Annotated in this window: 24 protein-coding genes; 7 read left to right on the forward strand and 17 right to left on the reverse strand. The window is 65.2% G+C overall.

Annotation, left to right across the window (positions count from 1 at the left end; translation table 11 throughout):
* Positions 1-9: 9 nt before the first annotated feature.
* Positions 10-621: a gamma-glutamylcyclotransferase gene (locus BRA471DRAFT_RS33145; protein WP_007615294.1), complete on the forward strand. Its 612-nt coding sequence runs from the start codon at positions 10-12 to the stop codon at positions 619-621.
* Here the strand turns inward: BRA471DRAFT_RS33145 and BRA471DRAFT_RS33150 are convergent.
* From BRA471DRAFT_RS33150 to ftsE, 4 genes are all read right to left on the reverse strand, one after another.
* Entirely contained in the window at positions 618-1391 is a 774-nt protein-coding gene (locus BRA471DRAFT_RS33150) for a 1-acyl-sn-glycerol-3-phosphate acyltransferase (protein ID WP_007615295.1), read from the reverse strand. The genes BRA471DRAFT_RS33145 and BRA471DRAFT_RS33150 overlap by 4 nt on opposite strands.
* A gap of 33 nt (positions 1392-1424) precedes the next feature.
* Entirely contained in the window at positions 1425-2129 is a 705-nt protein-coding gene (locus BRA471DRAFT_RS33155; protein WP_007615296.1) for a YdcF family protein, read from the reverse strand.
* 276 nt (positions 2130-2405) lie between these two features.
* Complete coding sequence (locus tag BRA471DRAFT_RS33160; RefSeq protein WP_007597308.1) at positions 2406-3374, reverse strand: ABC transporter permease; 969 nt, start codon at positions 3372-3374, stop codon at positions 2406-2408.
* Positions 3367-4026, reverse strand: a complete 660-nt coding sequence (gene ftsE / locus BRA471DRAFT_RS33165) for a cell division ATP-binding protein FtsE (protein WP_008135325.1) — start codon at positions 4024-4026, stop codon at positions 3367-3369. Before ftsE ends, BRA471DRAFT_RS33160 begins: the two co-directional genes overlap by 8 nt.
* 191 nt (positions 4027-4217) lie before the next feature.
* On the opposite strand from ftsE, the gene BRA471DRAFT_RS33170 reads away from it, so the two are divergent.
* Positions 4218-5099, forward strand: coding sequence for an MJ0042-type zinc finger domain-containing protein (locus BRA471DRAFT_RS33170; RefSeq protein WP_007615298.1), 882 nt, complete (start codon positions 4218-4220; stop codon positions 5097-5099).
* 59 nt (positions 5100-5158) lie between these two features.
* Complete coding sequence (locus BRA471DRAFT_RS33175; RefSeq protein WP_007615299.1) at positions 5159-5533, forward strand: response regulator; 375 nt, start codon at positions 5159-5161, stop codon at positions 5531-5533.
* A 105-nt stretch (positions 5534-5638) separates the two neighbouring features.
* Here BRA471DRAFT_RS33175 and BRA471DRAFT_RS33180 read toward each other — a convergent pair whose 3' ends face one another.
* Both BRA471DRAFT_RS33180 and BRA471DRAFT_RS33185 read right to left on the reverse strand, forming a co-directional pair.
* On the reverse strand, positions 5639-6799 hold the full coding sequence (locus tag BRA471DRAFT_RS33180) for a DUF4175 family protein (RefSeq protein ID WP_007615300.1): 1161 nt from the start codon (positions 6797-6799) through the stop codon (positions 5639-5641).
* Positions 6787-8733, reverse strand: a complete 1947-nt coding sequence (locus tag BRA471DRAFT_RS33185) for a TIGR02302 family protein (RefSeq protein ID WP_007615301.1) — start codon at positions 8731-8733, stop codon at positions 6787-6789. Before BRA471DRAFT_RS33185 ends, BRA471DRAFT_RS33180 begins: the two co-directional genes overlap by 13 nt.
* A gap of 166 nt (positions 8734-8899) precedes the next feature.
* Here BRA471DRAFT_RS33185 and BRA471DRAFT_RS33190 point away from each other — a divergent pair, with 166 nt between their 5' ends.
* Positions 8900-9283 (forward strand): carboxymuconolactone decarboxylase family protein, encoded by a 384-nt coding sequence (locus BRA471DRAFT_RS33190; RefSeq protein WP_007615302.1) that lies wholly within the window; start codon positions 8900-8902, stop codon positions 9281-9283.
* A gap of 223 nt (positions 9284-9506) precedes the next feature.
* Positions 9507-10403 carry an NAD(P)-dependent oxidoreductase gene (locus BRA471DRAFT_RS33195; protein ID WP_007615303.1) on the forward strand — a complete coding sequence of 299 codons (897 nt, stop codon included), beginning with the start codon at positions 9507-9509 and terminating at the stop codon, positions 10401-10403.
* Positions 10404-10464: 61 nt separating this feature from the next.
* Here BRA471DRAFT_RS33195 and BRA471DRAFT_RS33200 read toward each other — a convergent pair whose 3' ends face one another.
* The 3 genes from BRA471DRAFT_RS33200 to BRA471DRAFT_RS33210 all read right to left on the reverse strand — a co-directional run bounded on the left by BRA471DRAFT_RS33200 (position 10465) and on the right by BRA471DRAFT_RS33210 (position 11964).
* On the reverse strand, positions 10465-10740 hold the full coding sequence (locus BRA471DRAFT_RS33200) for a hypothetical protein (RefSeq protein WP_007615304.1): 276 nt from the start codon (positions 10738-10740) through the stop codon (positions 10465-10467).
* 64 nt (positions 10741-10804) lie between these two features.
* On the reverse strand, positions 10805-11131 hold the full coding sequence (locus tag BRA471DRAFT_RS33205; protein ID WP_007615305.1) for a DUF1330 domain-containing protein: 327 nt from the start codon (positions 11129-11131) through the stop codon (positions 10805-10807).
* Positions 11132-11265: 134 nt separating this feature from the next.
* The gene (locus BRA471DRAFT_RS33210; protein WP_007615306.1) at positions 11266-11964 is read right to left on the reverse strand and encodes a helix-turn-helix domain-containing protein; all 699 of its coding nucleotides are present in this window, start codon (positions 11962-11964) and stop codon (positions 11266-11268) included.
* A gap of 182 nt (positions 11965-12146) precedes the next feature.
* Between BRA471DRAFT_RS33210 and BRA471DRAFT_RS33215 the strand changes: the two genes are divergently transcribed.
* A complete protein-coding gene (locus tag BRA471DRAFT_RS33215) occupies positions 12147-12665 on the forward strand; it encodes an SRPBCC family protein (protein WP_007615307.1) in 519 nt (172 codons plus the stop codon).
* Between the two features lie 57 nt (positions 12666-12722).
* On the opposite strand, the gene lysA is transcribed toward BRA471DRAFT_RS33215, so the two are convergent.
* The 3 genes from lysA to argH all read right to left on the reverse strand — a co-directional run bounded on the left by lysA (position 12723) and on the right by argH (position 15793).
* Positions 12723-13988, reverse strand: coding sequence for a diaminopimelate decarboxylase (lysA, locus tag BRA471DRAFT_RS33220; protein ID WP_007615308.1), 1266 nt, complete (start codon positions 13986-13988; stop codon positions 12723-12725).
* 23 nt (positions 13989-14011) lie between these two features.
* Entirely contained in the window at positions 14012-14302 is a 291-nt protein-coding gene (locus tag BRA471DRAFT_RS33225) for a lipoprotein (RefSeq protein WP_007615309.1), read from the reverse strand.
* A gap of 93 nt (positions 14303-14395) precedes the next feature.
* Positions 14396-15793 (reverse strand): argininosuccinate lyase, encoded by a 1398-nt coding sequence (gene argH / locus BRA471DRAFT_RS33230; RefSeq protein WP_007615310.1) that lies wholly within the window; start codon positions 15791-15793, stop codon positions 14396-14398.
* Between the two features lie 94 nt (positions 15794-15887).
* Between argH and BRA471DRAFT_RS33235 the strand changes: the two genes are divergently transcribed.
* A complete protein-coding gene (locus BRA471DRAFT_RS33235; RefSeq protein ID WP_231170996.1) occupies positions 15888-16589 on the forward strand; it encodes a TlpA disulfide reductase family protein in 702 nt (233 codons plus the stop codon).
* Between the two features lie 11 nt (positions 16590-16600).
* Here the strand turns inward: BRA471DRAFT_RS33235 and BRA471DRAFT_RS33240 are convergent, their stop codons facing one another.
* The 5 genes from BRA471DRAFT_RS33240 to BRA471DRAFT_RS33260 form a co-directional block, all read right to left on the reverse strand.
* Positions 16601-16795: a hypothetical protein gene (locus BRA471DRAFT_RS33240; protein ID WP_007615312.1), complete on the reverse strand. Its 195-nt coding sequence runs from the start codon at positions 16793-16795 to the stop codon at positions 16601-16603.
* A gap of 205 nt (positions 16796-17000) precedes the next feature.
* Complete coding sequence (locus tag BRA471DRAFT_RS33245) at positions 17001-17882, reverse strand: 3-hydroxybutyryl-CoA dehydrogenase (RefSeq protein WP_007615313.1); 882 nt, start codon at positions 17880-17882, stop codon at positions 17001-17003.
* A gap of 191 nt (positions 17883-18073) precedes the next feature.
* Entirely contained in the window at positions 18074-19018 is a 945-nt protein-coding gene (locus tag BRA471DRAFT_RS33250) for an electron transfer flavoprotein subunit alpha/FixB family protein (protein ID WP_007615314.1), read from the reverse strand.
* Positions 19018-19767, reverse strand: a complete 750-nt coding sequence (locus tag BRA471DRAFT_RS33255; RefSeq protein WP_007615315.1) for an electron transfer flavoprotein subunit beta/FixA family protein — start codon at positions 19765-19767, stop codon at positions 19018-19020. Before BRA471DRAFT_RS33255 ends, BRA471DRAFT_RS33250 begins: the two co-directional genes overlap by 1 nt.
* A 125-nt stretch (positions 19768-19892) precedes the next feature.
* Positions 19893-20465 (reverse strand): cob(I)yrinic acid a,c-diamide adenosyltransferase, encoded by a 573-nt coding sequence (locus tag BRA471DRAFT_RS33260; protein WP_007615316.1) that lies wholly within the window; start codon positions 20463-20465, stop codon positions 19893-19895.
* Position 20466: the final 1 nt, after the last annotated feature.

The following is a 20466-nucleotide window of genomic DNA, read 5'->3' on the forward strand; positions in this document are numbered from 1 at the left end:
GTGCCCGAAATGTCGGAAATCACCCTCCCCTCCGTCACCACAGCCAAAGGCGACCTCTGGGTGTTCGGCTACGGCTCGCTGATGTGGCGGCCGGGCTTCGAATTCGAGGAGCGCGTCCCGGCGCGGCTGGTCGGCGAGCATCGTGCGCTCTGTGTCTATTCCTTCGTCCACCGTGGCACGCCGGAGAAGCCGGGTCTGGTGCTCGGACTCGACCGCGGCGGCGCCTGTCGCGGCATCGCCTTCCGCGTCGCCGAAAAGAACCGCGCCGACGTCGTCGCCTATTTGCGCGCGCGCGAGCAGGTGACGTCGGTCTATCGCGAAGTCATGCGCTCGGTGTGGCTGGAGAACGACGCGCGGCAGCGCGTCTCCGCGCTCGCCTATGTCGTCGATCGCGGCCATGTGCAATATGCCGGCCGGCTGTCGCTCACCGACCAGCATCGCCACGTGCTCCAGGGCCACGGCCAGTCCGGCGCCAACCGCGACTACGTGACCGCGACGGTGAAGGCGATCGAGGCCGAAGGTTTTCGCGATGCGCCGCTGCATCAGCTTGCCATGATGCTGCATGGGGATGCGCATTCTCCGCACGCGCCGGCTCCGGTGGACGATCGGGAAAACCGCTAGCTCTCCGACGGCGCATAGCTCGGCGCCGAGCCGATCAGCTGCTCCTGCTCCTTGCGGCCCGCTTCGACGAGGCGGCCGGTCGCGTCTTCGATCACCGTTTGCACACGGGAGAGATACTCGTCCTTGGGCAAGCCCGGCGGCAGCGGATCGAGGAATTCCACCACCAGCGTGCCGGGATAGCGCATGAAGGTGCGGCGCGGCCAGAACAGGCCGGAATTGAGCGCGATCGGCAGGCACGGCGCGCCGCAGGACGAATAGATCTGCGCGAATCCGCTCTTGTAGTCCGGGGGCGCGCCCGGAGCGCGGCGCGTGCCTTCGGGAAAGATCACGAGCTGCGCGCCGCTGCGCACCGCTTCCCGCGCACGCCGCGTCATGTCCAGCAGCGCCTTGACGCCGGCGTTGCGGTCGATCGCGATCATCCCGGTCTTGACCAGGAACTGACCGAACACCGGGATCTGCATGAGCTGACGCTTGAGGATGAAAATCGGACGGTCGAAAAAGCCCGGCAGGACGAACGTCTCCCAGAACGACTGGTGCTTCGCCACGACGACCAATGGTCCCGTCGGTATCCTTTCGAGGCCGCGGAATTCCACCTTGATGTTGCAGACGGCCCGCATCAGAAACAGCGTCGCCTTCGCCCACCATTGCGCAACCGTGAGCATGGCGCGCGGCGGCAATGCGAAGGTCGGCAGCGCCACGATCGCGAGGCACACCAGCACGGCGTAGAACAGCACGTTGAACACGAGCGATCGCAGGAAAATCAAGAACATCGAGGATCCGATCAATTGCCGATCAGTTGCCGATCAATTGGCCTGTGCGGTGGCGGGCCGCTTCGGCTGCAGCCCGGAAGGCTGCTCCGACATCTCGGGCGAAAGGTCAATCCCGAAATCCTCCAGCCGCACCCTGAGCTCGGCCGCGATGTACTTGACATATTCCGACAACAGCAGCCGCAAGGTGGACGCCGAGGTCCACCACGGCTCCTCGCGCCATTTGTCGCCGACCACCACGAACGGGATCAGTGTCGTCTCCGGCATCGCATGCGAGAATTCCACCAGCGCGCGCGGCATGTGATAGTTCGAGGTCACCACGATCAGCGATTTGAAGCCGCGTCCCGCGGCCCAGCGCCGCGCTTCCGCGGCATTGCCGCGGGTCGAGACCGCGGTGCGGTCGAGATCGACGCAGCAACGCATGAAGGACTGGTTCTCCGGCAGCGTCCGGGAGATGTCGCTCGCCGTCGAGGTCGGGTGCACACCGGAGATCAGGAGCCTCCTGCCGTAACCGGCAGCGAGCAGCTCCATCGCATCCGACACCCGCGAGGAGCCACCGGTCAGCACCACGATGCCGTCCGCCTTGCGGTCCGGCGCGATCTCGGCGCCCCGCAATTGCGACAGAAACGCGATGAAGCCCGCCGCCGCGCCGACAAAGGCGAGCGCAATCGTCGATATCACGGCCGCGCGCAGCCAGCCGCGCGGCAGTTTCGGCGATCGATCGTCGGTCGGCGCGGTCATGCGATGTCGGTGATCCCTTCCCAGAGGTGATTTTAGGACGTTTTGAGGCGAAGTGGAGTCCGGTTTGTCGGCCTCAATCGATGTGGCGAAGCACTGGGGCCGCGAACTAGATTTCCCCTCTCCCCTTGTGGGAGAGGGTGGCTCGCCGCGATAGCGGCGAGACGGGTGAGGGGTATGTCTCCGCGAACTGGCATCGACGTTCGTGCACGTGGATAGAACCCCTCATCCGGCGCTTCGCGCCACCTTCTCCCACAAGGGGAGAAGGAAGAAACCATTTCAATCGACATCATTCAGCGTCGCGAACAGCGTCTGGCGCGAGGCGACCGCGGTGATGGCGCCGATCAGCACGGCCTGCACCGCAAGCACGATGTAGCCGGACGGCCGCAGCGAGAAGGTGCCGAGCAGCGCGGCGAACTGGTCGCCGACGGGGGTGCCGGAAAACCAGCCTGCAATCGACTCGGAGAAGCCGAACACCAGCATGGCGGCGCCACCGCCGATCACGCCGCCCTCCAGCCCCAACCTGAGGAAATGACGCAGGAAGCGGTTGGCGATGTAGCGGTCGCCGGCGCCGACGAAATGCAGCACCTCGACGATCGGACGGTTCGCCGCCATGGCGCCTCGGGTCGCGAACGACACCGAGATGATGGTGGCGACGATGACGAGCGCGAGGATGCCGAGGCCGGCGAGCACGGTGGCGTTGGTCATCGAGCGCATGCGCTCGATCCAGGCGCGGTGGTCGTCGACGCTGGCGCTTGGCGCCACCTGGGTCACGCGGGCGCGCAAGGCGCCGAGATCGAGCGCCGTGCCGGGCTGCACGCGCGCGATGATCATGCGCGGCACCGGCAGATCGTCCATCGACAGCCCGGTGCCGAGCCAGGGCTCGAGCAGCTTGCCGCTCTCGTCCTTCGTGAACGGCTTGACCTCGACGATGCCGGCTTGCGCGCGCATGGCCTCGGTCACCGCCGCGGTGTCGCGTTCGAGATCGCGGCCGGTCTGCGGGCGGACCTGGATGGTGATCTCGCTGGCGACATCCGACTGCCATTCGGCGGCGGAGGCGCTTACCAGCAGCACCGTGCCGGTCGTCATCGAGGCCAGGAAGGTCATGATAGCGACGACGGCGACCAGCGCGCGGCCGTGGATCGAGGCGCGCGGCACGATCGGCGACATGTTGCGCGCCCTGGCCGGGAGCGGCGGCCCCTCCTGTCCGAGATCGACCAGCACGCCGCGCTCGTCGGGCCTATTCATAGACGTGCAGCCGTCCCTGGTGCAGCACGAAGCGTCGCGCCTCGTACTGGTCCATCAGGGCGATATCGTGGGTGGCGATGATGACGGCGGTGCCTGACTTGTTGAGCTCGATGAACAGCCGCAGCAGGCGGCGGCCGAGCGTCGGATCGACGCTGCCGGTCGGCTCGTCGGCCAGCAGCAGCTGCGGCCGCGAGATCACGGCGCGCGCGATCGCCGCGCGCTGCTTCTCGCCGCCGGACAGGATCGGCGGCAGCGCATCCATGCGCTCGCCGAGCCCAACCCATTTCAGGAGATCGATGACCTCCTTGCGGTAGCTCGATTCGCTGCGGCCCATGACGCGGAACGGCAGCGCGACGTTCTCATAGGTCGTCATGTGGTCGAGCAGGCGGAAATCCTGGAGCACGATGCCGATGCGCTTGCGCAAGTCTGCGATCTCGTCCTTGCCGAGTTGCGAGATGTCGTGACCGAACAAATTGACGAGGCCCCGCGTCGGGCGATGCGAGAGGAACAACAGGCGCAGCAACGAGGTCTTGCCGGCGCCGGACGGGCCGGTGAGAAACTGGAAAGAATGCGCCGGGATCTGGAAGTTGAGGTCGCGCAGGACCTCGGGCCCCAGGCCGTAACGCAATCCGACATTTTCGAACCGAACCAAGCTCAGCTCCGTTCGAGAGAGGCCGCGGGCCGCACGGCTGTGCTCCGCCATACGCGATCAGCGGGTTTTGCGGCCGTTATGGTTTCCGGTTCGTTAACGGTCGTCCTGTAGCATAATTGGCAGCATCTTTCCCGCTCGGTTCTCCGCGACCGTGTCACCGTCAAGACTTGTCGATGCATCAAGGCTCGTCCATGCATATCGTCTGCCCTCATTGTACGACATCCTACGCCATCAAGCCCGCGAGCCTTGGGGCAAACGGCCGGACCGTGCGCTGTTCCCGCTGCAAGGAAACCTGGGTCGCCCATGCCGAGGATGCCATCGAGGAGGCATCTGTCCCGGCCATGGCCGCGGCCGGCCGGAGCGACGACCAGTCCGATCTCGCCGAGCAGTGGAACTCCTATGCCCAGGACGACGGCGCCGCTGACGCGCCTGTCGTTGACAGTCCCTCGATCGCCAGCGACTGGCCGGACCAGGAAGCCACCGACACCGAGGACGAATGGTCCGCGGCCGCCCGGTCCGTCGAGGAGGAAGTCGTCGGCGAACAGCACCAGTCCTGGTTCCGCGGCCTGTTCGGCCGCCGCCGCGGCGCGCGAGTGCGCCGTCCGGTGGCCACCGCGGCCCCGCGAAAATCCCATTTCGGTCTGCCAACCGCCTGCGCCGCCATGGGCGCGCTGGTGCTGGCGCTGGTGATCTGGCGCGGCGACATGGTGCGGCTGCTGCCGCAGACGGCCGCCTTCTACAAGATGGTCGGCCTCGAAGTGAACCTGCGCGCACTGGCCTTCAAGGACGTCAAGCTCTCCAGCGAAACCGTAGACGGTAAGCAGGTGCTGGTAATCGAGGGCGTGATCGTGGGCCAGGGCAAGAAGCCGCTCGACATTCCCCGGCTGCGCTTCGCGGTGCGCGACGCGCAGGGCGCAGAAATCTACGCCTGGAACGCCGTTCTGGAACAGACTGTGCTACAGCCCGGCGAGCGCGCCTTTTTCCGCTCGCGCCTGGCCTCGCCGCCGCCGGAGGGCCGCAATATCGACGTTCGCTTCTTCAACCGGCGCGACATCGCCGGCGGCAGCGTATAATCGATTTCGCAGGTCTCGCAGGCAAAGTTGGTCGCGAGATTGATCCCGAGGTTCGTCTCATGTCCAAGATCCTGATCGCCGACGACGAGGATTCGATGCGCCAGCTGGTGGCGCGCGCAATCGCCATGGATGGCCACGAGATCGTCACCGCGCAAGACGGCGCCGAGGCGCTGGAGATCCTCGCTCGCGCGGACGGCGGGTTCGACCTGCTGCTCACCGACATCCAGATGCCGGTGATGGACGGCATCGCGCTGGCGCTTTCCGTCGCACGCGATTTCCCCGATTTGACCATTCTGCTGATGACCGGCTTTGCCGACCAGCGCGAGCGCGCCTCGAACCTCAATGCGCTGGTGCACGACGTCGTGACCAAGCCATTCTCGGTCGCCGACATCCGCACGGCGGTGGCGGATGCGCTGGCGGCGAAGAAGGGGTAACGGCCTCGGGTTCGTAGCTTGTAGCCCGCATGAGCGCAGCGACATGCGGGACCGGCGGCCCCGGATATCGCTTCGCTCATCCGGGCTACGAAAGCTGCGACAGCCTCAAAAATCCTTCAGCAGCCGCTCGATATAGTCGAGCTCGATCTGCGGGCGCGAGCTATCCCCCAAGCGGCGGCGGAGCTCCTCGAGGATACGGCGGACGCGCTGGGCGTCGATCTCGCCGGGAATCTTGACCGTGTAGTCGTCGCTCAGATCGCGGCCGTGAAGGGGGCGGCCGAGCGGATCGGTCTGATTGCCCCCGCTCTGCTGGCGGCCGGCACGGTTGCCGGGGCCATCGCCCTGCCCGTCGCCATCGCCCTGCTGCATCGCCTCGGCCATCTTCTGCGCGCCCTTGCGCAAGGCCTCGAGCGCTTTCCCCTGCGCGTCCACCGCACCGTCCGAATTGCCTTCGCCGAGCTGCGAGCCGGCATCGCCCATGGCCCCGTCGGCGGCGTCCAGACTGCCGTCGTCATCGCCCTCGTCGCCGTCCTGATCGCCATCCTGGCCCGGCTGTCCCTGCTCGCCCTGCTGACCCTTCTGCCCTTTCTGGCCCTGGCTCTTCTGGCCCTTTTGCCCCTTCTGCGTGAGGCCGCGCTTGGCGAGTTCGTCCTGCAGCTTCTTCAGGCGATCCCGCAGCGACTGCTGATCCCGCTGGAGATCCGACATCGACTGGTCGCCCTGCTGCTTGCCGCGCGAGCGCTCACGCCGGGAATCCTGGCCCTGCTTGAAAGTCTTGTCGCGCAATTGCTGCTGCTTGCGGATCATGTCGCTGAGCTCGTTGAGCGCCTGCTCCATATCGCTGTCGCCGGATTGCCCGGGCTGCGCCATCTGGAGGTTTTCCATGATCTGCGCGAGCTGCTCGAGCATGCGCTGGGCCGCTTCTTTATTGCCTTCGCGCGCCGCCTTCTCGATTTGCTTCAGCAATTCGTCGAGGTCGCGCTGCGTGATGACCGAACGATCGCGATTGGAGGATTGGCTCTTTTCCGTCGCGCGCTTGTAGTCCTCGAGCTTCTGAATCGCATCGGATTGATTGTTCAGGCTCTTGCCGGATTCCTTCTGCCTGAGGCTGTCGCCGGAATCCTGCATCGCCTTTTCAGCGCCATCGAGCAGGGCATCGACATCCTGATCCTGCTGGGCAGCCACGGGCGAGACGCCTCCCAACAGGAAGGCGAGGCAGGCGATCGAGATCGCCTTCAAGACTGGCACGCGTGCTAGCTTCCGCATTTACGGTCTCGCGTCGACTGGTTGGCACCGTCGTTGCCCGGCTTCGCCCGGTTGTTCGCCGACTTGCGATAGGCCTGAAGCTGCTCGCGCAACGCGTCCTGCTGCTTCGCCAGCTCTTCGAGCTGCTCGGGCGTGGCGTTCTGGGTCTTTTGTTTCAGCTCGACGGACTTGTCGAGGATGAGCTGAACCTCTGCCGGGAAAGGCTGCCGCGGTCCAAGCGGATTCTGCTCGGCGCGCCGGGCGAGATCGCGCACCTTGCCGGCCATCGCCTCGCGAAGCTTTTGCGTCAGCGCCTTGATCTCGTCCTCGCTGGCGCCGCGTTCCAGCGCACGCTTGAGCGCATCCTGAGCCGAGCGCAGCGCGGCGTTGACGCTGCCGGCGACACCGTCGTCCTCGATGGTGACCGCGAACGCCCACATGCTTCCCACCACATCGCGCAGCGCGTCGTCGGTGCGGGCGGCTTCCAGCTGCAGCGCCAGGCTGCGCAGGCCGAGATAGCAGCCCGCATCCGGCGTGAACAATTCGGGCGCGATCATCAGCGCGTCGAGCGCGGCATAGACATCCGAATTCTTGTTGGCGTCGAGCGCGAGGATGCGGCGCTGCTCGACCAGCGCGCGCGCGAGCGAGTTGGTGAACAGCCGCTCGGGCAGGCGCATGTTGAAGGGCTCGCTCCTGGCCTGGTTGCCGGCCTCGTCCTTGGCGGTGAGGGTCAGCGTGACGTCGGCGCCGGCATAGGGATCCTCGCTGAGATCCTTCACCGTCTGGCCGACGCCGTTGCGGGTGCGCGCATTCGGCAACACGAGCGGAAATTGCGGTGGCTGGAATAGCGGCCGCGCGGCGGCCTTGGTGTCGGCCTCCTTGCTGCCATCCTTGACACCATCTTTGGCATCGCCGGGACGCAGCCCGATTTGCGCGTCGGCGCCGGTGACACCGTAATCGTCCTCGACCTTGTAGGTGAGCTGGAGTCCGCCACGGGCCTGGCGCTCGGGATCCTTGGCCAGCGCAATCGTCGGCGCCCGGTCCGGCGTTGCCGCAAACGCCCATTGCGGCTGGCCCGAGGGCGCGCGGACATGCGCGGTGCCGTCGCCGCTGATGGTAAAATGCTTCTCGTTGGTGCCCTTGGGCGCAGCTTCGGTGGGCGCGACTTCCTTGAGGCCGCCGGAGACGACAACATCCAGGCTGCCGCCGGAGGAGCGCACGATCAGGGTCGAGCCTGCGGGAACGGCAAGCTGGCCGCTGGCCGGCAGCGCGGCGGCCTCCTTGTTCGCGGCCGACAGGATGACCGGCGGCTTGCCGGTGTAGAGCGGCGGCGTGACCCAGGCATCGACGCGGACATTCGTCGGGGCCAGCACGCCGTTCCAGTGGAAGGCGGCCCCGAGCCGCATCGCACGCTCGTCGCCAGCGGCGAAGAAGGTCGCAACCAGCATCACCATGACCAGCGCGCGCAGCGCCCAGGGATCATGCAGAGCGAGCCGGGGCTTCGGCAGACCGGCGCGGATGCGCTTGATCGAAGCCAGCGTGCGCTCGCGCTGCGCCCGCCACAATGCCTGCGTAACCGGGTCCTGCGAGCTCAGCGTGTCCGTCAGCGTGGTGGCCGGCCGGTGACGGATGCCGGAGCCGCGGTCGAGCCGGGCCAGCGCCTCCTCGCGGCTCGGCCAGCGAAAGCGACTCAACGGGAACAGGACGGCAATCGCGATGCCGGCGAAGACAAGGAGCCCGATGGCGCGGGCAATGGACGGCAGCGCCAGCCAGAGGCCGGCCCATGACACCACCAGGAACAGGCCAGCGACGGTAAGAAGCCGCGCCAAATTTGGCCAGGCACGCTCCCACGCGATGGCATAAGTGGCCCGCTGCAGGGCTTGCGCCAGCTTCAGCCGCGACAGAGCGTCGCCATCGCGGATCGGGTCTGACGGGTCGGGGGTGACGCCGTTCAATCAACTCTCCAGGTTGCCCGGTAGAGAAGCGTACCACAACGGCAGCACTGAGGCATCCGTTCCTGTACGGGAGACACCCCTTTTCCCGCATAACACGAGGACGTGACTGGCCCGCCGCAACCCCGTAATTTCCGCGCCGGCAGCCAAGGAAAACAAAGGAAACGCCATGGACAAGAAGATGCACGACAAGGGCCTGGAAGTCCGCAAAGCGGTGCTGGGCGAGGCCTATGTCAACAACGCCCTGAAGACCGTCGACGATTTCAACCGCCCGTTCCAGGAGATGCTCAACGAATATTGCTGGGGCACGGTGTGGGGCCGCGAGGAGCTGCCGCGCAAGACCCGCAGCATGCTCAACATCGCGATGATCGCGATCCTCAATCGTCAGCACGAATTCCGCGCGCATCTGAAGGGCGCACTCACCAACGGCGTCAGCCGCGACGAGATCCGCGAGATCCTGATGCAGGTCGCGATCTATGGCGGCATGCCGGCCGCAGTCGACAGTTTTCGGATCGCGCGCGAGGTGTTCGCGGAGATCGACGCCAAGGCGTGAGCCGCGCCCGTGTGAGGGACGGTAACGCGACGTCCCTCCTCCACGTCGTCCTGGCGAAAGCCAGGACCCATAGCCACCGGCAGGTGTGGTTACGGGCACTCGGAGTTACCACCTCGCACCACAACATCTCCCTGGGGTAATGGCTCCTGGCTTTCGCCAGGACGACACCGAGGATGGATGCGCGCCGATCAACAACAACGAATATTCAACACAAGGAAACACCATGGACATCGGATTCATCGGCCTCGGAAACATGGGTTTCCCGATGGCGCGGCGGCTGATCGAGGCCGGCAACCGGCTCGTCGTGTTCGACACGCGCAAAGAGGTCGTCGACAAGCTGGTGGCGCGCGGCGCCACTGCGGCGACGTCGCCGAAGGACGTCGCCGACCAGGTCGAGACGGTCATGGCGAGCCTGCCTTCGCTGCAGGCTTCGCTCGCGGTTGCGACGGGGCCGAACGGCGTGGTCGAGGGGAGCCGCGTCAAACGCTTCATCGATCTCTCCACCGTCGGCTCGGCGATGGCGGTGAGGATTCACGGCCTGCTCGCCAAGCATGACATCGTGCAGATCGACTGCCCCGTCTCCGGCGGCGTCGGCGGCGCCGAGAAAGGCACGCTCGCGGTGATGGTCTCGGGACCGAAGACCGAGTTCGAGCTGCTCAAGCCCGCGCTCGACATCATCGGGAAAGTGTTCTTCATCGGCGAGAAGCCCGGCGCGGCGCAGACCATGAAGCTCGCCAACAACTTCTTGTCGGCCACCGCGATCGTGGCAACCTCCGAAGCGGTGGTGATGGGCGTCAAGGCGGGGCTCGATCCCGCCGTGATGATCGACGTCATCAATGCCGGCTCCGGCATGAACACCGCGAGCCGCGACAAGTTTCCGCGCTCGGTGCTGCCGCGCAGCTTCGACTTCGGCTTCGCCACGGGACTGATGGTGAAGGACGTGCGGCTCGCGCTGGAGGAGATGAAGCAGCTTGGCCTGTCGATGGAGGTCGCGGATGCGGTCGGCCGGTTGTGGGAGACGGTCATCAGCGCGGAAGGCGCCGAGTCCGATTTCACCGCGGCGATCAAGCCGATCGAGAAGAAGGCGGGTGTTGTGGTGGGCGCCAGGCCACCCAGCTAGCGCCAACACGAGAACGCAGCGCCGAAGACCGGCGCTGCGCTGTCCTCCTTGGATCGATCTGCTACGAGTGGCGTCTGCCAAGTTCCAGAAGGTCGATCGGCTGCTCCAGTTGCAGGGAGGCCGAGCCCCCGCTGCATTTGATGTACTTCTCGTCGCACCTGCGCATGCACCGTCTCTCGCTCGAGCATTTCGCAGCGGTGTTGTTGCAGCTGACCCACGTAACGTCGCACCGCGTGACCCGGGCCGACGCGGCGCCGGAAAGTCCGAGCATGAAGGCCACGCTGCAAGCTACGAAAAGCATGCGAAGCAGACCGGCGCCGGCGAGTGAATCGTTCATTCCAATCTCCTGTGTTGGCCGGGCACGTCTCCGCCTGCGGCCGAGGGTTTGACGAAGACGCAGTTCAAGCCTTGGCAAGATAGGGAATCGTGCCGGCCAAGTCCGTATCGTCGATCAACTGGAAGCGGCTCTCGCTGCCGCCCCTGCGCGCTGCCGCGAAGCGGCCGTAGGCGGGATCAGTGACGAAAGACTCGGCCGCTTTCGCCGTTGGAAACGACATGATCGCGATCAGCGAGGTGTCGAGAGGGGTACCTTCCAGCGTCTTCACATTGCCGCTGCGCGAAAGGTACTTGCCGCCGTGCTTGTGCACGAGGTCGTGAACGGAGGCCGCATAGTCCGGCACCCATTTTCCGTCGGTTACTTTGATGTCCGCGATCAGATACGCTGTCATGTCGTGTCTCCTGGCTCGAGTTTAGCTCCGCGTTGATACAGGCGGGCATCACTTGGGTGCCAGAACACGGCGCGGGCTCGCCAGTACGGGAACTGTAGCGGGGCGATACAAATACTGAATTGCGCCGCCCTGCATCAGCTCGCCAGCTTGCGTTCCTTGGCGAACGGGCTGAGGCCGAGCCAGCTTTGCATGGCCGCGGCAAGCTGCCGGTCGCCGGTGAGCAGCATCCGCCGGCTTGCGACGGCCGCGCGCACGGTATCGAGCCCCATCCAGATCGCCGTCATGGTTCGCAGATCAACCGACACGTAAAGGTCAACGTCGAAACCGGGATCAATCGAGCAGAGGTCGACACTGTCGTCGGGATCGACGATCAGCCACCACAATCGCTGCGTCGAAGGTAATTCCGGATACGCGAACTGCAGCACGCTGCGGCGGGTCGGCATCGGCGTCGTGTTCAAATTCCGCCGCATGTCCCACATCAACAGCTGGACATCGAGATGCTGAAGCGACAGATCCGACTCGATGCGGCGCTGGCCCCAGATGCCGAACGCCTCCACGATGGGGCCGAGTTCGCGTCCGGCTGTGGTCAGCAGATATTCTGTGATACCGCGCTCGGAAGCCGACGCCCGGCGCGTAAGGATGCCGGCGGCTTCGAGCTCCTTGAGACGTTGCGAGAGCAAGGCAGGCGACATCCGCGGAACGCCGCGGCGCAGCTCGTTGAAGCGCGTCGAGCCGGCAATGAGCTCGCGGAGGAGCACGACGGTCCAGCGCGTACATAATATTTCGGCCGCCATCGCGACCGGACAGAACTGCCTGTAGCTGCCGATGGTCATGCGGGCCTCCGTGACAAGCGAAGGCGCAACCTTAGGGCCGCGGCGCGCGGCTTCCTAGTTCAGTTTCTGTATCAGCAGCGATTCATTCTCTGAACTGGCCGCGGACCGTGGTGAGCGTCTATTCGACCGGCATTGGCAAGCCGGCCGCCGCAATCGCGGCCCGCCGGACACAGGAGATTACCATGAAGAAATACGATTCGACGGCTTCCAGATTGCTCGTTTCGGTTCGCAGCGCCGCGATTTGCGCCCTCAGCCTGGGCGTCGGCGTCATGCCGGCGTCCGCAGCCAATCTGACGAGGAGCATCGAGGTCAGCAGTGCTGCGGCCGAGGTGTGGTCCGTCATCGGGCCGTTCTGCGCGATCAAGGACTGGCTGCCGCCGGTGGGGCAGTGCATTGCGGACGGCAAGTCGCCGCCAACCCGGACGCTCGTCACCAGGGACGGCAAGGCTTCGTTCGTGGAGACGCAGACTGCGCGGAACGACAAAGACTACAGCTATTCCTACGCGTTCCTGTCGAGCCCACTGCCGGTGAGCCAGTACAAGTCGACCATCAAGGTCACGGCAAAGGGTGAAGGCGCGTCGGTGGTGACATGGACCGGCATCTACACGCCCGACCCGGGGCGGGAGAAGGAAGCGGTCGATGCCCTCGGCGGCGTCTATGATTCCGGCCTCGCCGCGATCAGGGACCGGTTCAAGAAGTAGGAGTCAATGCAGCGATGGGCGCAGCGGTAGCTGCGCTCATCGTGGACGATCACAGCCTCACAGCCAGGGCGCCGGCGTATCCATCGCGATCAGTTGCTCGACCTCGATGCGCGGACGCACGACGGCGTACTGGTCGCCCTTCACCAGCACCTCGGGCACCAGCGGTCTCGTATTGTAGGTGCCGGCCTGCACCGCGCCATACGCGCCGGCGGTCATGATGGCGATGAGGTCGCCGGGCCTTGGTGTCGGCAGCGTGCGGTCGAGTGCGAGGTAGTCGCCGGTCTCGCAGACCGGGCCGACGACGTCGGCCATGATGGTCGCGGCCCCCTTCGCAGGCTGCGTCACCGGCAGGATGTCGTGATGGGCCTCGTACAGCGTCGGACGGATCAGATCGTTCATGGCGGCGTCGATGATGACGAAATTCTTGCCGTCGCCGTGCTTCACGTAGATCACCTTGGCGACCAGGATGCCGGCATTGCCGACGATCATGCGGCCCGGCTCGAACATCAGCGTGCAGCCGAGATTGTGGCTGACGCGCTTGACCATGGCGGCATAAGCGTCGGGCGCCGGCGGCGCCTCGCGGTCCATGTAATAGGGAATGCCGAGGCCGCCGCCGAAATCGACATGCGAAATGTTGTGGCCGTCGGCGCGCAGCGTCTGCACGAATTCGGACAGGATGCGGAACGCGATCTCCATCTTGGAGAGGTCGGTGATCTGGCTGCCGATATGCACGTCGGTGCCTGTGACCTCGATGCCTGGAAGCTTTGCGGCGCGCGCATAGACCTTGCGGGCATACGCGATCGGGATGCCGAACTTGTTCTCTGACTTGCCGGTCGAAATCTTCGCATGCGTGCCGGCATCGACGTCAGGATTGACACGAATCGAGATCCGCGCGGTCTTCCCCATCTCGGTCGCAAGGCGCGACAGCAGCTCGAGCTCGGGCTCGGATTCGACATTGAGACAGAGGATGCCGGCGGCCAGCGCGGCACGCAGCTCGGCTTCCGTCTTGCCGACGCCGGAGAACAGGATCTTGTTTGCGGGAATGCCGGCGGCTAGCGCGCGCTTCAATTCGCCGCCGGAGACCACGTCCGCGCCGGCCCCGAGCTTGGCGAGCGTCCGCAGCACCGACTGGTTGGAGTTCGCCTTCATGGCGTAGCAGACCAGCACCTTATCGCCGGCGAAAGCGTCGGTGAAAACGCGATAGTGTCGCTCGAGCGTCGCTGTCGAATAGCAATAGAACGGCGTGCCGACGGTTGCAGCCAGCTCGGACAGGTTCACCGCCTCGGCGTGCAGCACGCCGTTGCGATAGTCAAAATGGTTCATGGCGTTGGCTCAGTTGCCCCAACCTATCGGCTGGGTCTTTCGTCCAGGAGCGGGTCGAGGATAAACGGTTTCTTCCTGCCCTTGGTCGCCGCCGGTGCGGCGTCCGCGCCATAGGTGGGGTTGAACACGCTCGGCGTCTTCTGGGCTTCGGTCTCGGTATCGGTCGGTGGCGCGACGTTGGCCGTGGACGCGCTGGAGGCGGTCGGCGGCAGATCCAGCGGGCCCTTGCGGCCACAGCCGGCAAGCGCGAGCGCCGTCAGGCTCAAGACAATGATGGCCCACCCCGAGCCGGCCGGGCGAAACTTTGACGTCACGACGAAATCCCCACTACGCGCGGCGCACCATACAGAGATTGGCGCGCTCTGGCGAGACCCGGATGACCATGAAACATAAGCGAAATTTTGCCCTCAGCCCAATTTTCGCTGTTTTTCCAGCCGCCTCAGCCAGGCCTTGGCCTGCGCCGCCACGTTCTTCGGCGCGGTGCCGCCGAAGCTGGTCCGGCTCTTCACCGACGATTCGACCGAGAGCACACCGAGCACGTCCTTCGTGATCTTCGCTTCGATCGCCTGCATCTCACTCAGCGGCAGCTCGTGCAGCGCCACGCCGCCCTCGGCGGCTTTCGCGACGATGCGGCCGGTGACGTGATGGGCCTCGCGGAACGGCATCTTCAGCGTCCGCACCAGCCAGTCGGCAAGATCGGTCGCGGTGGCGTAGCCCTCGCCTGCAGCAAGCTTCATCTTCGCTTCATCGGGCACGAGATCGCGGACCATGCCGGTCATGGCGCGGATCGCGAGCGACAGCGCGGCGAAGCCTTCCATCGCGCCCTGCTTGTCTTCCTGCATGTCCTTTTGATAGGCGAGCGGCAGGCCCTTCATCACGATCAGCAACCCATTGAGCGCGCCGATCACGCGGCCGGTCTTGGCGCGCACCAGCTCGGCGGCGTCAGGATTGCGCTTCTGCGGCATGATCGAGGATCCCGTGGTGAACTTGTCGCTGAGGCGGATCATGCCGACCAGCGGCGAGGTCCAGATCACGATCTCCTCGGCGAAGCGCGACATGTGCACGGCGCAGATCGAGGCCGCCGACAGGGTCTCCAGCACGAAGTCGCGATCGGAGACCGCATCGAGCGAGTTCGCCATCGGACGATCAAAACCGAGCGCCTTCGCCGTGGCGTGACGGTCGATCGGAAACGAGGTCCCGGCGAGCGCTGCAGCTCCGAGCGGGGATTCGTTCAACCGCTTGCGCGCATCCTGGAATCGGCCGCGATCGCGCGCGACCATCTCGACATAGGCGAGCAGATGGTGGCCGAAGGTCACCGGCTGTGCGGTCTGCAGGTGCGTGAAGCCGGGCATGACAGTTCCGGCATGCTCCAGCGCGCGCTCTACCAGCGCCTGCTGGAACGCGGCGAGCGCGGCGTCGGTCTCATCGAGGACGTCGCGGACATAGAGACGGAAATCGGTCGCGACCTGGTCGTTGCGCGAGCGCGCGGTGTGCAGGCGGCCGGCGGCGGGGCCGATCAGCTCGGACAGGCGGCTCTCGACATTCATGTGAATGTCCTCGAGCGCGCGCTTGAATTCGAAGCCGCCCTTGCCGATCTCTGACAAAATCGTGTCTAGACCCTTGCCGATATTTTTCGCATCAGAGGCCGTGATGATGCCCTGTGCGGCCAGCATCGCGGCGTGGGCCTTGGACGCGGCAATGTCCTGGGCAAAGAGGTGACGATCGACGTCGATGGAGACGTTGATCTCTTCCATGATCTCGTCGGGACGTTCCGAGAACCGGCCGCCCCACATCTTGTTGCTCATGATCCCCTGCTCACGCCTTGCCTGTCGCCGCCGCACGTTTGCTGACGGCTGCCAGCCGTATTAAGAGGCCTCTGATAGCCATATCTGCGACCGGATGACAAACGATATGCTCGACCCCAACGACAGGCTCGACCAAACGCAAGCGCGGTCGACCACGCGCCGTATCCCCGTCGTCATCGCCACCGTCGTGGTCGGGGGCCTGGCTGGCTTTGCCGCGCTCTACGGGCTGGGCCTGGGCCGGCCCCCATCCGGCGATCCCGCCTGCCGGGCGGCGGTGAACACCGCACAGAAGATCGCCCCGCTCGCCCATGGCGAGGTGGCGGCGCTAACCATGGCGACCGCACCGCTAAAGCTGCCGGACCTGGCCTTCGAGGACGCCGACGGCAAGCCGAAGAAGCTGTCGGATTTCCGCGGCAAGACGCTGCTGGTGAACCTCTGGGCCACCTGGTGCGTGCCCTGCCGCAAGGAAATGCCGGCGCTCGACGAGCTCCAGGGCAAGCTTTCGGGCCCGAATTTCGAGGTCGTGGCGATCAATATCGACACCCGCGACCCCGAAAAGCCCAAGACGTTCCTGAAAGAGGCCAATCTTATCAGGCTCGGCTATTTCAACGATCAGAAAGCCAAGGTTTTTCAGGATCTTAAGGCGATAGGCCGGGCTTTGGGCATGCCCACCTCGGTGCTGGTCGATCCCCAAGGCTGCGAGATCGCGACGATCGCGGGGCCGGCGGAATGGGCGAGCGAGGATGCGCTCAAGCTGATCCGGGCTGCGACTGGCAAAGCCGCCGCGTCGTTCTAAGCGACGATGTTTTAGGCGGTGACGTTGAGGTTGCTGCCGACACCGGCGCCGACATTGGCGAGCGAGGGCTGTCCGGCGCCGAGCAGCGTCAGGACGGTGGATTTCTCCGCATCCGCGTTCTGCTTCATCAGCGTCGCCGAGATATTCGACTGCAGCGCGCCTTGCTGAGAGGCCAGCATGCTGCTGACCATCGCCATCATGTCCATTACGCAAACCCTCGTACCGCGCGTAACCTAGAGGCGAGCGGTTAACCGGACATGAAAGGTAGGCTTGCTCCGTGTCCCGGACGCGGCGCGGCACGAAGTGACGCACCGCAGAGCCGGGACCCATGCTTCAGCTGCACGAGGCTTCTGGGCCCGGCTCTGCTGCGCATCGCTAACGCGCTGTGCAGCGTCCGTGGCACGAGACAGCTTATCTCGTCGGAACCGGCTTGGCGCCACGGTAGTCGTAAAAACCGCGCTGGGTCCTGCGACCGAGCCAGCCTGCTTCGACGTATTTCACCAGCAGCGGGCACGGGCGGTACTTGGAGTCGGCGAGACCTTCATGCAGCACCTGCATGATCGACAAGCAGGTATCGAGACCGATGAAATCGGCGAGCTCCAGCGGGCCCATCGGATGGTGCGCCCCGAGCTTCATCGCCGCGTCGATCGCCTCGACGTTGCCCACGCCTTCGTACAGCGTGTAAATCGCCTCGTTGATCATCGGCAGCAGGATGCGGTTGACGATGAAGGCCGGGAAATCCTCGGAGACCGCGACCTGTTTGCCGAGCTTGCCGACGAATTCCTTTGACGCCTCGAAGGTCTGGTCGTCGGTGGCGATGCCGCGGATCAGCTCCACCAGCTCCATCAGCGGCACCGGATTCATGAAGTGAATGCCGATGAAGCGTTCGGGCCGATCCGTGGCGGCGGCGAGCCGCGTGATCGAGATCGAGGAAGTATCGGAGGCAACGATCGCCTCCGGCTTCAACACGGCGCAGAGCTCGTGGAAAATCTTGCGCTTGACCTCTTCCTTCTCGACCGCGGTCTCGATCACGAGATCGCAGTCCGCGAGATCGTCCAGCTTCTCGCCGGCCACGATACGCGCCATCGCCTTGGCTTTGTCGTCCTCGCTGACGGCCTTTTTGGAGACCTGGCGCGTCAAATTGCCGTTGATCGTGGCCATGCCTGACTTGAGGCGGTCGGTCGAAATGTCGTTGAGCACCACGTCGAAGCCGGCCAACGCAGCGACATGCGCGATGCCATTGCCCATCTGCCCCGCGCCGATCACGCCGACCTTCTTGATTACTGCCGCCATAATTTCATCCACCGGAACGGCGCGCTATCAACCGCGCCTGCCTATCCCCCGAGCCGGGAGATCCGATTTAATCAGAACCCGGCCTCGAAACCTAGATTGGATCGCTTCGAAGGCGTGTCCCGCGCCAAAGAAAACGCCTCAAAAAGCAACACCGGCCGGAGTTTATGGCTCCGGCCGGTGTTTTAGCGCGTTTACTTGCCGAGCTTGCCGAGTTCGGCCGTCAGCTCCGGAACCGCCTGGTAGAGGTCGGCGACCAAGCCGTAATCGGCGACCTGGAAGATCGGCGCGTCCTCGTCCTTGTTGATCGCGACGATCACCTTGGAGTCCTTCATGCCGGCCAGATGCTGGATCGCGCCGGAAATGCCGACGGCGACATAGAGCTCGGGGGCCACGACCTTGCCGGTCTGGCCGACCTGCCAGTCGTTCGGCGCATAGCCCGCATCCACCGCGGCACGCGAAGCGCCGACACCGGCGCCGAGCTTGTCGGCGAGCGGCTCGATGTACTTTGCGAAGTTCTCGCGGCTCTGCATGGCGCGGCCACCGGAGACGATGATCTTGGCCGAGGTCAGTTCGGGACGGTCGCTCTTTGCGACTTCCTCACCGACAAAGGACGACAGGCCCGGATCGGCCGCCGCCGCGACGCTCTCGACCGACGCGCTGCCGCCTTCACCGGCTGCGGCGAAGGTGGAGGTGCGCACCGTAATGACCTTCTTGGCGTCCTTCGACTTCACCGTCTGGATGGCGTTGCCGGCGTAGATCGGACGCTCATAGGTGTCGGGGGCGACCACCTTGGTGATCTCCGAGACCTGCATGACGTCGAGCAGGGCCGCGACGCGCGGCATCACGTTCTTGAAGCGCGAGGTCGCGGGCGCGACGATGGCCTCGTAGCCGGGAGCCAGCGAAACGATCAGCGCGGCCAGTGGCTCGGCCAGATCGTGCGCGTAAAGCGCGCCGTCGGCGAGCAGCACCTTCTTCACACCGGCGAGCTTTGCCGCGGCGTCCGCCGCGGCCTTGGCGTTCTCGCCGGCCACCAGAACCTCGACGTCCGCGCCGAGCGCGGCCGCTGCGGTCAGGGCCTTGTTGGTCGCATCCTTGAGCGACGCATTGTCGTGTTCGGCAATCAGAAGCGTCGTCATCAGAGCACCCCGGCTTCGTTCTTGAGTTTCGACACCAGCTCGGCGACGTCCTTGACCTTGACGCCCGCCTTGCGGCCCGCCGGCTCGGTCGTGTTGAGGACCTCGAGGCGGGGGGTGGGGTCGACGCCGTAATCGGCCACGGTCTTGTTCGCAATCGGCTTCTTTTTGGCCTTCATGATGTTCGGCAGCGAGGCGTAGCGCGGCTCGTTGAGACGGAGATCGGTGGTGACGATCGCCGGTCCCATCAGCTTCACGGTCTGCAGGCCGCCATCGACTTCGCGGGTGACCTTGAAGTCACTGCCTTCGACCTCGAGCTTCGAGGCGAAGGTCGCCTGCGACCAGCCGAGCAGCGCGGCCAGCATCTGGCCGGTCTGATTGCTGTCGTCGTCGATCGCCTGCTTGCCGAGAATGATCAGGCCCGGCTGCTCTTCGTCCGCAATCTTCTTCAGGATCTTGGCGACGGCGAGCGGCTCGACCGCGCCCTCTGCCTTCACCAGGATGCCGCGATCGGCACCCATGGCGAGACCGGTGCGGATCGTTTCCGACGCCTGCGCCGGCCCGATGGAAACCACCACGACTTCGGTCGCCTTGCCGGCTTCCTTCAGGCGCAGCGCTTCTTCGACCGCAATTTCGTCGAATGGGTTCATCGACATTTTGACATTGGCGAGTTCAACGCCCGATCCATCGCTCTTGACGCGGACCTTGACGTTGTAATCGACCACCCGCTTTACCGGCACCAAGACCTTCATCGATCCTCTTTCACTCAATCTGGGAGGGGGTTTATCAACTGGCGCGGAACCTAAAGGCCTGATCCGGCCCGGTCAACGCGCGAAGGGGTGTAATTTTGGCGCTCAGAAATGCGCCGCCTGATGGGTCAGCGATTCTGGCCCGGAACCCAGAGCACGTCGCCGGCGCCGTCATCGTTACTGGCGCGGCTGGCCACGAACAGGAAGTCCGACAGGCGATTCATATACTGAATGCCAGCGGCACCGACAGGCTCTTCCGGCCGGGCCGCCAGTTCCACCATCACGCGTTCCGCCCTGCGGCAAATCGTACGGGCGACATGGAGGGTGGCAGCGGCCGGCGTTCCGCCCGGCAGCACGAACGAGGTCAGGGGCGCCAGCTTGTCGTTGAGCGCGTCGATGTCGCGCTCGAGCCGCTCGACCTGGCTCGCGACCACCCGCAGCCGCTCCGCCTTGCCCTCACGTTCGGGCACCGCGAGGTCCGCGCCGAGGTCGAACAGATCGTTCTGAATGCGCCCGAGCATTGCGTCGAGCTCCGGCGCATCCTTTGTGTACAGACGGACGACCCCGATCGCGGCATTGGTCTCGTCGACCGTGCCATAGGCCTCGATGCGCAGATCGTATTTCGGCCGGCGCTCGCCCGAGCCGAGCGCTGTCGTGCCGTCGTCACCGGTTTTCGTATAGATGCGGTTGAGCACGACCATG

The sequence above is a fragment of the Bradyrhizobium sp. WSM471 genome, assembly GCF_000244915.1.
Taxonomy (GTDB): Bacteria; Pseudomonadota; Alphaproteobacteria; order Rhizobiales; family Xanthobacteraceae; genus Bradyrhizobium.

Bases quoted from the DNA above. Each gene is read 5' to 3' on its own strand.
- BRA471DRAFT_RS33145 (WP_007615294.1), top strand. From the start codon at position 10: ATGTCGGAAATCACCCTCCCCTCCGTCACCACAGCCAAAGGCGACCTC.
- BRA471DRAFT_RS33150 (WP_007615295.1), bottom strand. From the start codon at position 1,391: ATGTTCTTGATTTTCCTGCGATCGCTCGTGTTCAACGTGCTGTTCTAC.
- BRA471DRAFT_RS33155 (WP_007615296.1), bottom strand. From the start codon at position 2,129: ATGACCGCGCCGACCGACGATCGATCGCCGAAACTGCCGCGCGGCTGG.
- BRA471DRAFT_RS33160 (WP_007597308.1), bottom strand. From the start codon at position 3,374: ATGAATAGGCCCGACGAGCGCGGCGTGCTGGTCGATCTCGGACAGGAG.
- BRA471DRAFT_RS33170 (WP_007615298.1), top strand. From the start codon at position 4,218: ATGCATATCGTCTGCCCTCATTGTACGACATCCTACGCCATCAAGCCC.
- BRA471DRAFT_RS33175 (WP_007615299.1), top strand. From the start codon at position 5,159: ATGTCCAAGATCCTGATCGCCGACGACGAGGATTCGATGCGCCAGCTG.
- BRA471DRAFT_RS33180 (WP_007615300.1), bottom strand. From the start codon at position 6,799: ATGCGGAAGCTAGCACGCGTGCCAGTCTTGAAGGCGATCTCGATCGCC.
- BRA471DRAFT_RS33190 (WP_007615302.1), top strand. From the start codon at position 8,900: ATGGACAAGAAGATGCACGACAAGGGCCTGGAAGTCCGCAAAGCGGTG.
- BRA471DRAFT_RS33195 (WP_007615303.1), top strand. From the start codon at position 9,507: ATGGACATCGGATTCATCGGCCTCGGAAACATGGGTTTCCCGATGGCG.
- BRA471DRAFT_RS33200 (WP_007615304.1), bottom strand. From the start codon at position 10,740: ATGAACGATTCACTCGCCGGCGCCGGTCTGCTTCGCATGCTTTTCGTA.
- BRA471DRAFT_RS33205 (WP_007615305.1), bottom strand. From the start codon at position 11,131: ATGACAGCGTATCTGATCGCGGACATCAAAGTAACCGACGGAAAATGG.
- BRA471DRAFT_RS33210 (WP_007615306.1), bottom strand. From the start codon at position 11,964: ATGACCATCGGCAGCTACAGGCAGTTCTGTCCGGTCGCGATGGCGGCC.
- BRA471DRAFT_RS33215 (WP_007615307.1), top strand. From the start codon at position 12,147: ATGAAGAAATACGATTCGACGGCTTCCAGATTGCTCGTTTCGGTTCGC.
- lysA (WP_007615308.1), bottom strand. From the start codon at position 13,988: ATGAACCATTTTGACTATCGCAACGGCGTGCTGCACGCCGAGGCGGTG.
- argH (WP_007615310.1), bottom strand. From the start codon at position 15,793: ATGAGCAACAAGATGTGGGGCGGCCGGTTCTCGGAACGTCCCGACGAG.
- BRA471DRAFT_RS33235 (WP_231170996.1), top strand. From the start codon at position 15,888: ATGACAAACGATATGCTCGACCCCAACGACAGGCTCGACCAAACGCAA.
- BRA471DRAFT_RS33240 (WP_007615312.1), bottom strand. From the start codon at position 16,795: ATGGACATGATGGCGATGGTCAGCAGCATGCTGGCCTCTCAGCAAGGC.
- BRA471DRAFT_RS33245 (WP_007615313.1), bottom strand. From the start codon at position 17,882: ATGGCGGCAGTAATCAAGAAGGTCGGCGTGATCGGCGCGGGGCAGATG.
- BRA471DRAFT_RS33250 (WP_007615314.1), bottom strand. From the start codon at position 19,018: ATGACGACGCTTCTGATTGCCGAACACGACAATGCGTCGCTCAAGGAT.
- BRA471DRAFT_RS33255 (WP_007615315.1), bottom strand. From the start codon at position 19,767: ATGAAGGTCTTGGTGCCGGTAAAGCGGGTGGTCGATTACAACGTCAAG.
- BRA471DRAFT_RS33260 (WP_007615316.1), bottom strand. From the start codon at position 20,465: ATGGTCGTGCTCAACCGCATCTATACGAAAACCGGTGACGACGGCACG.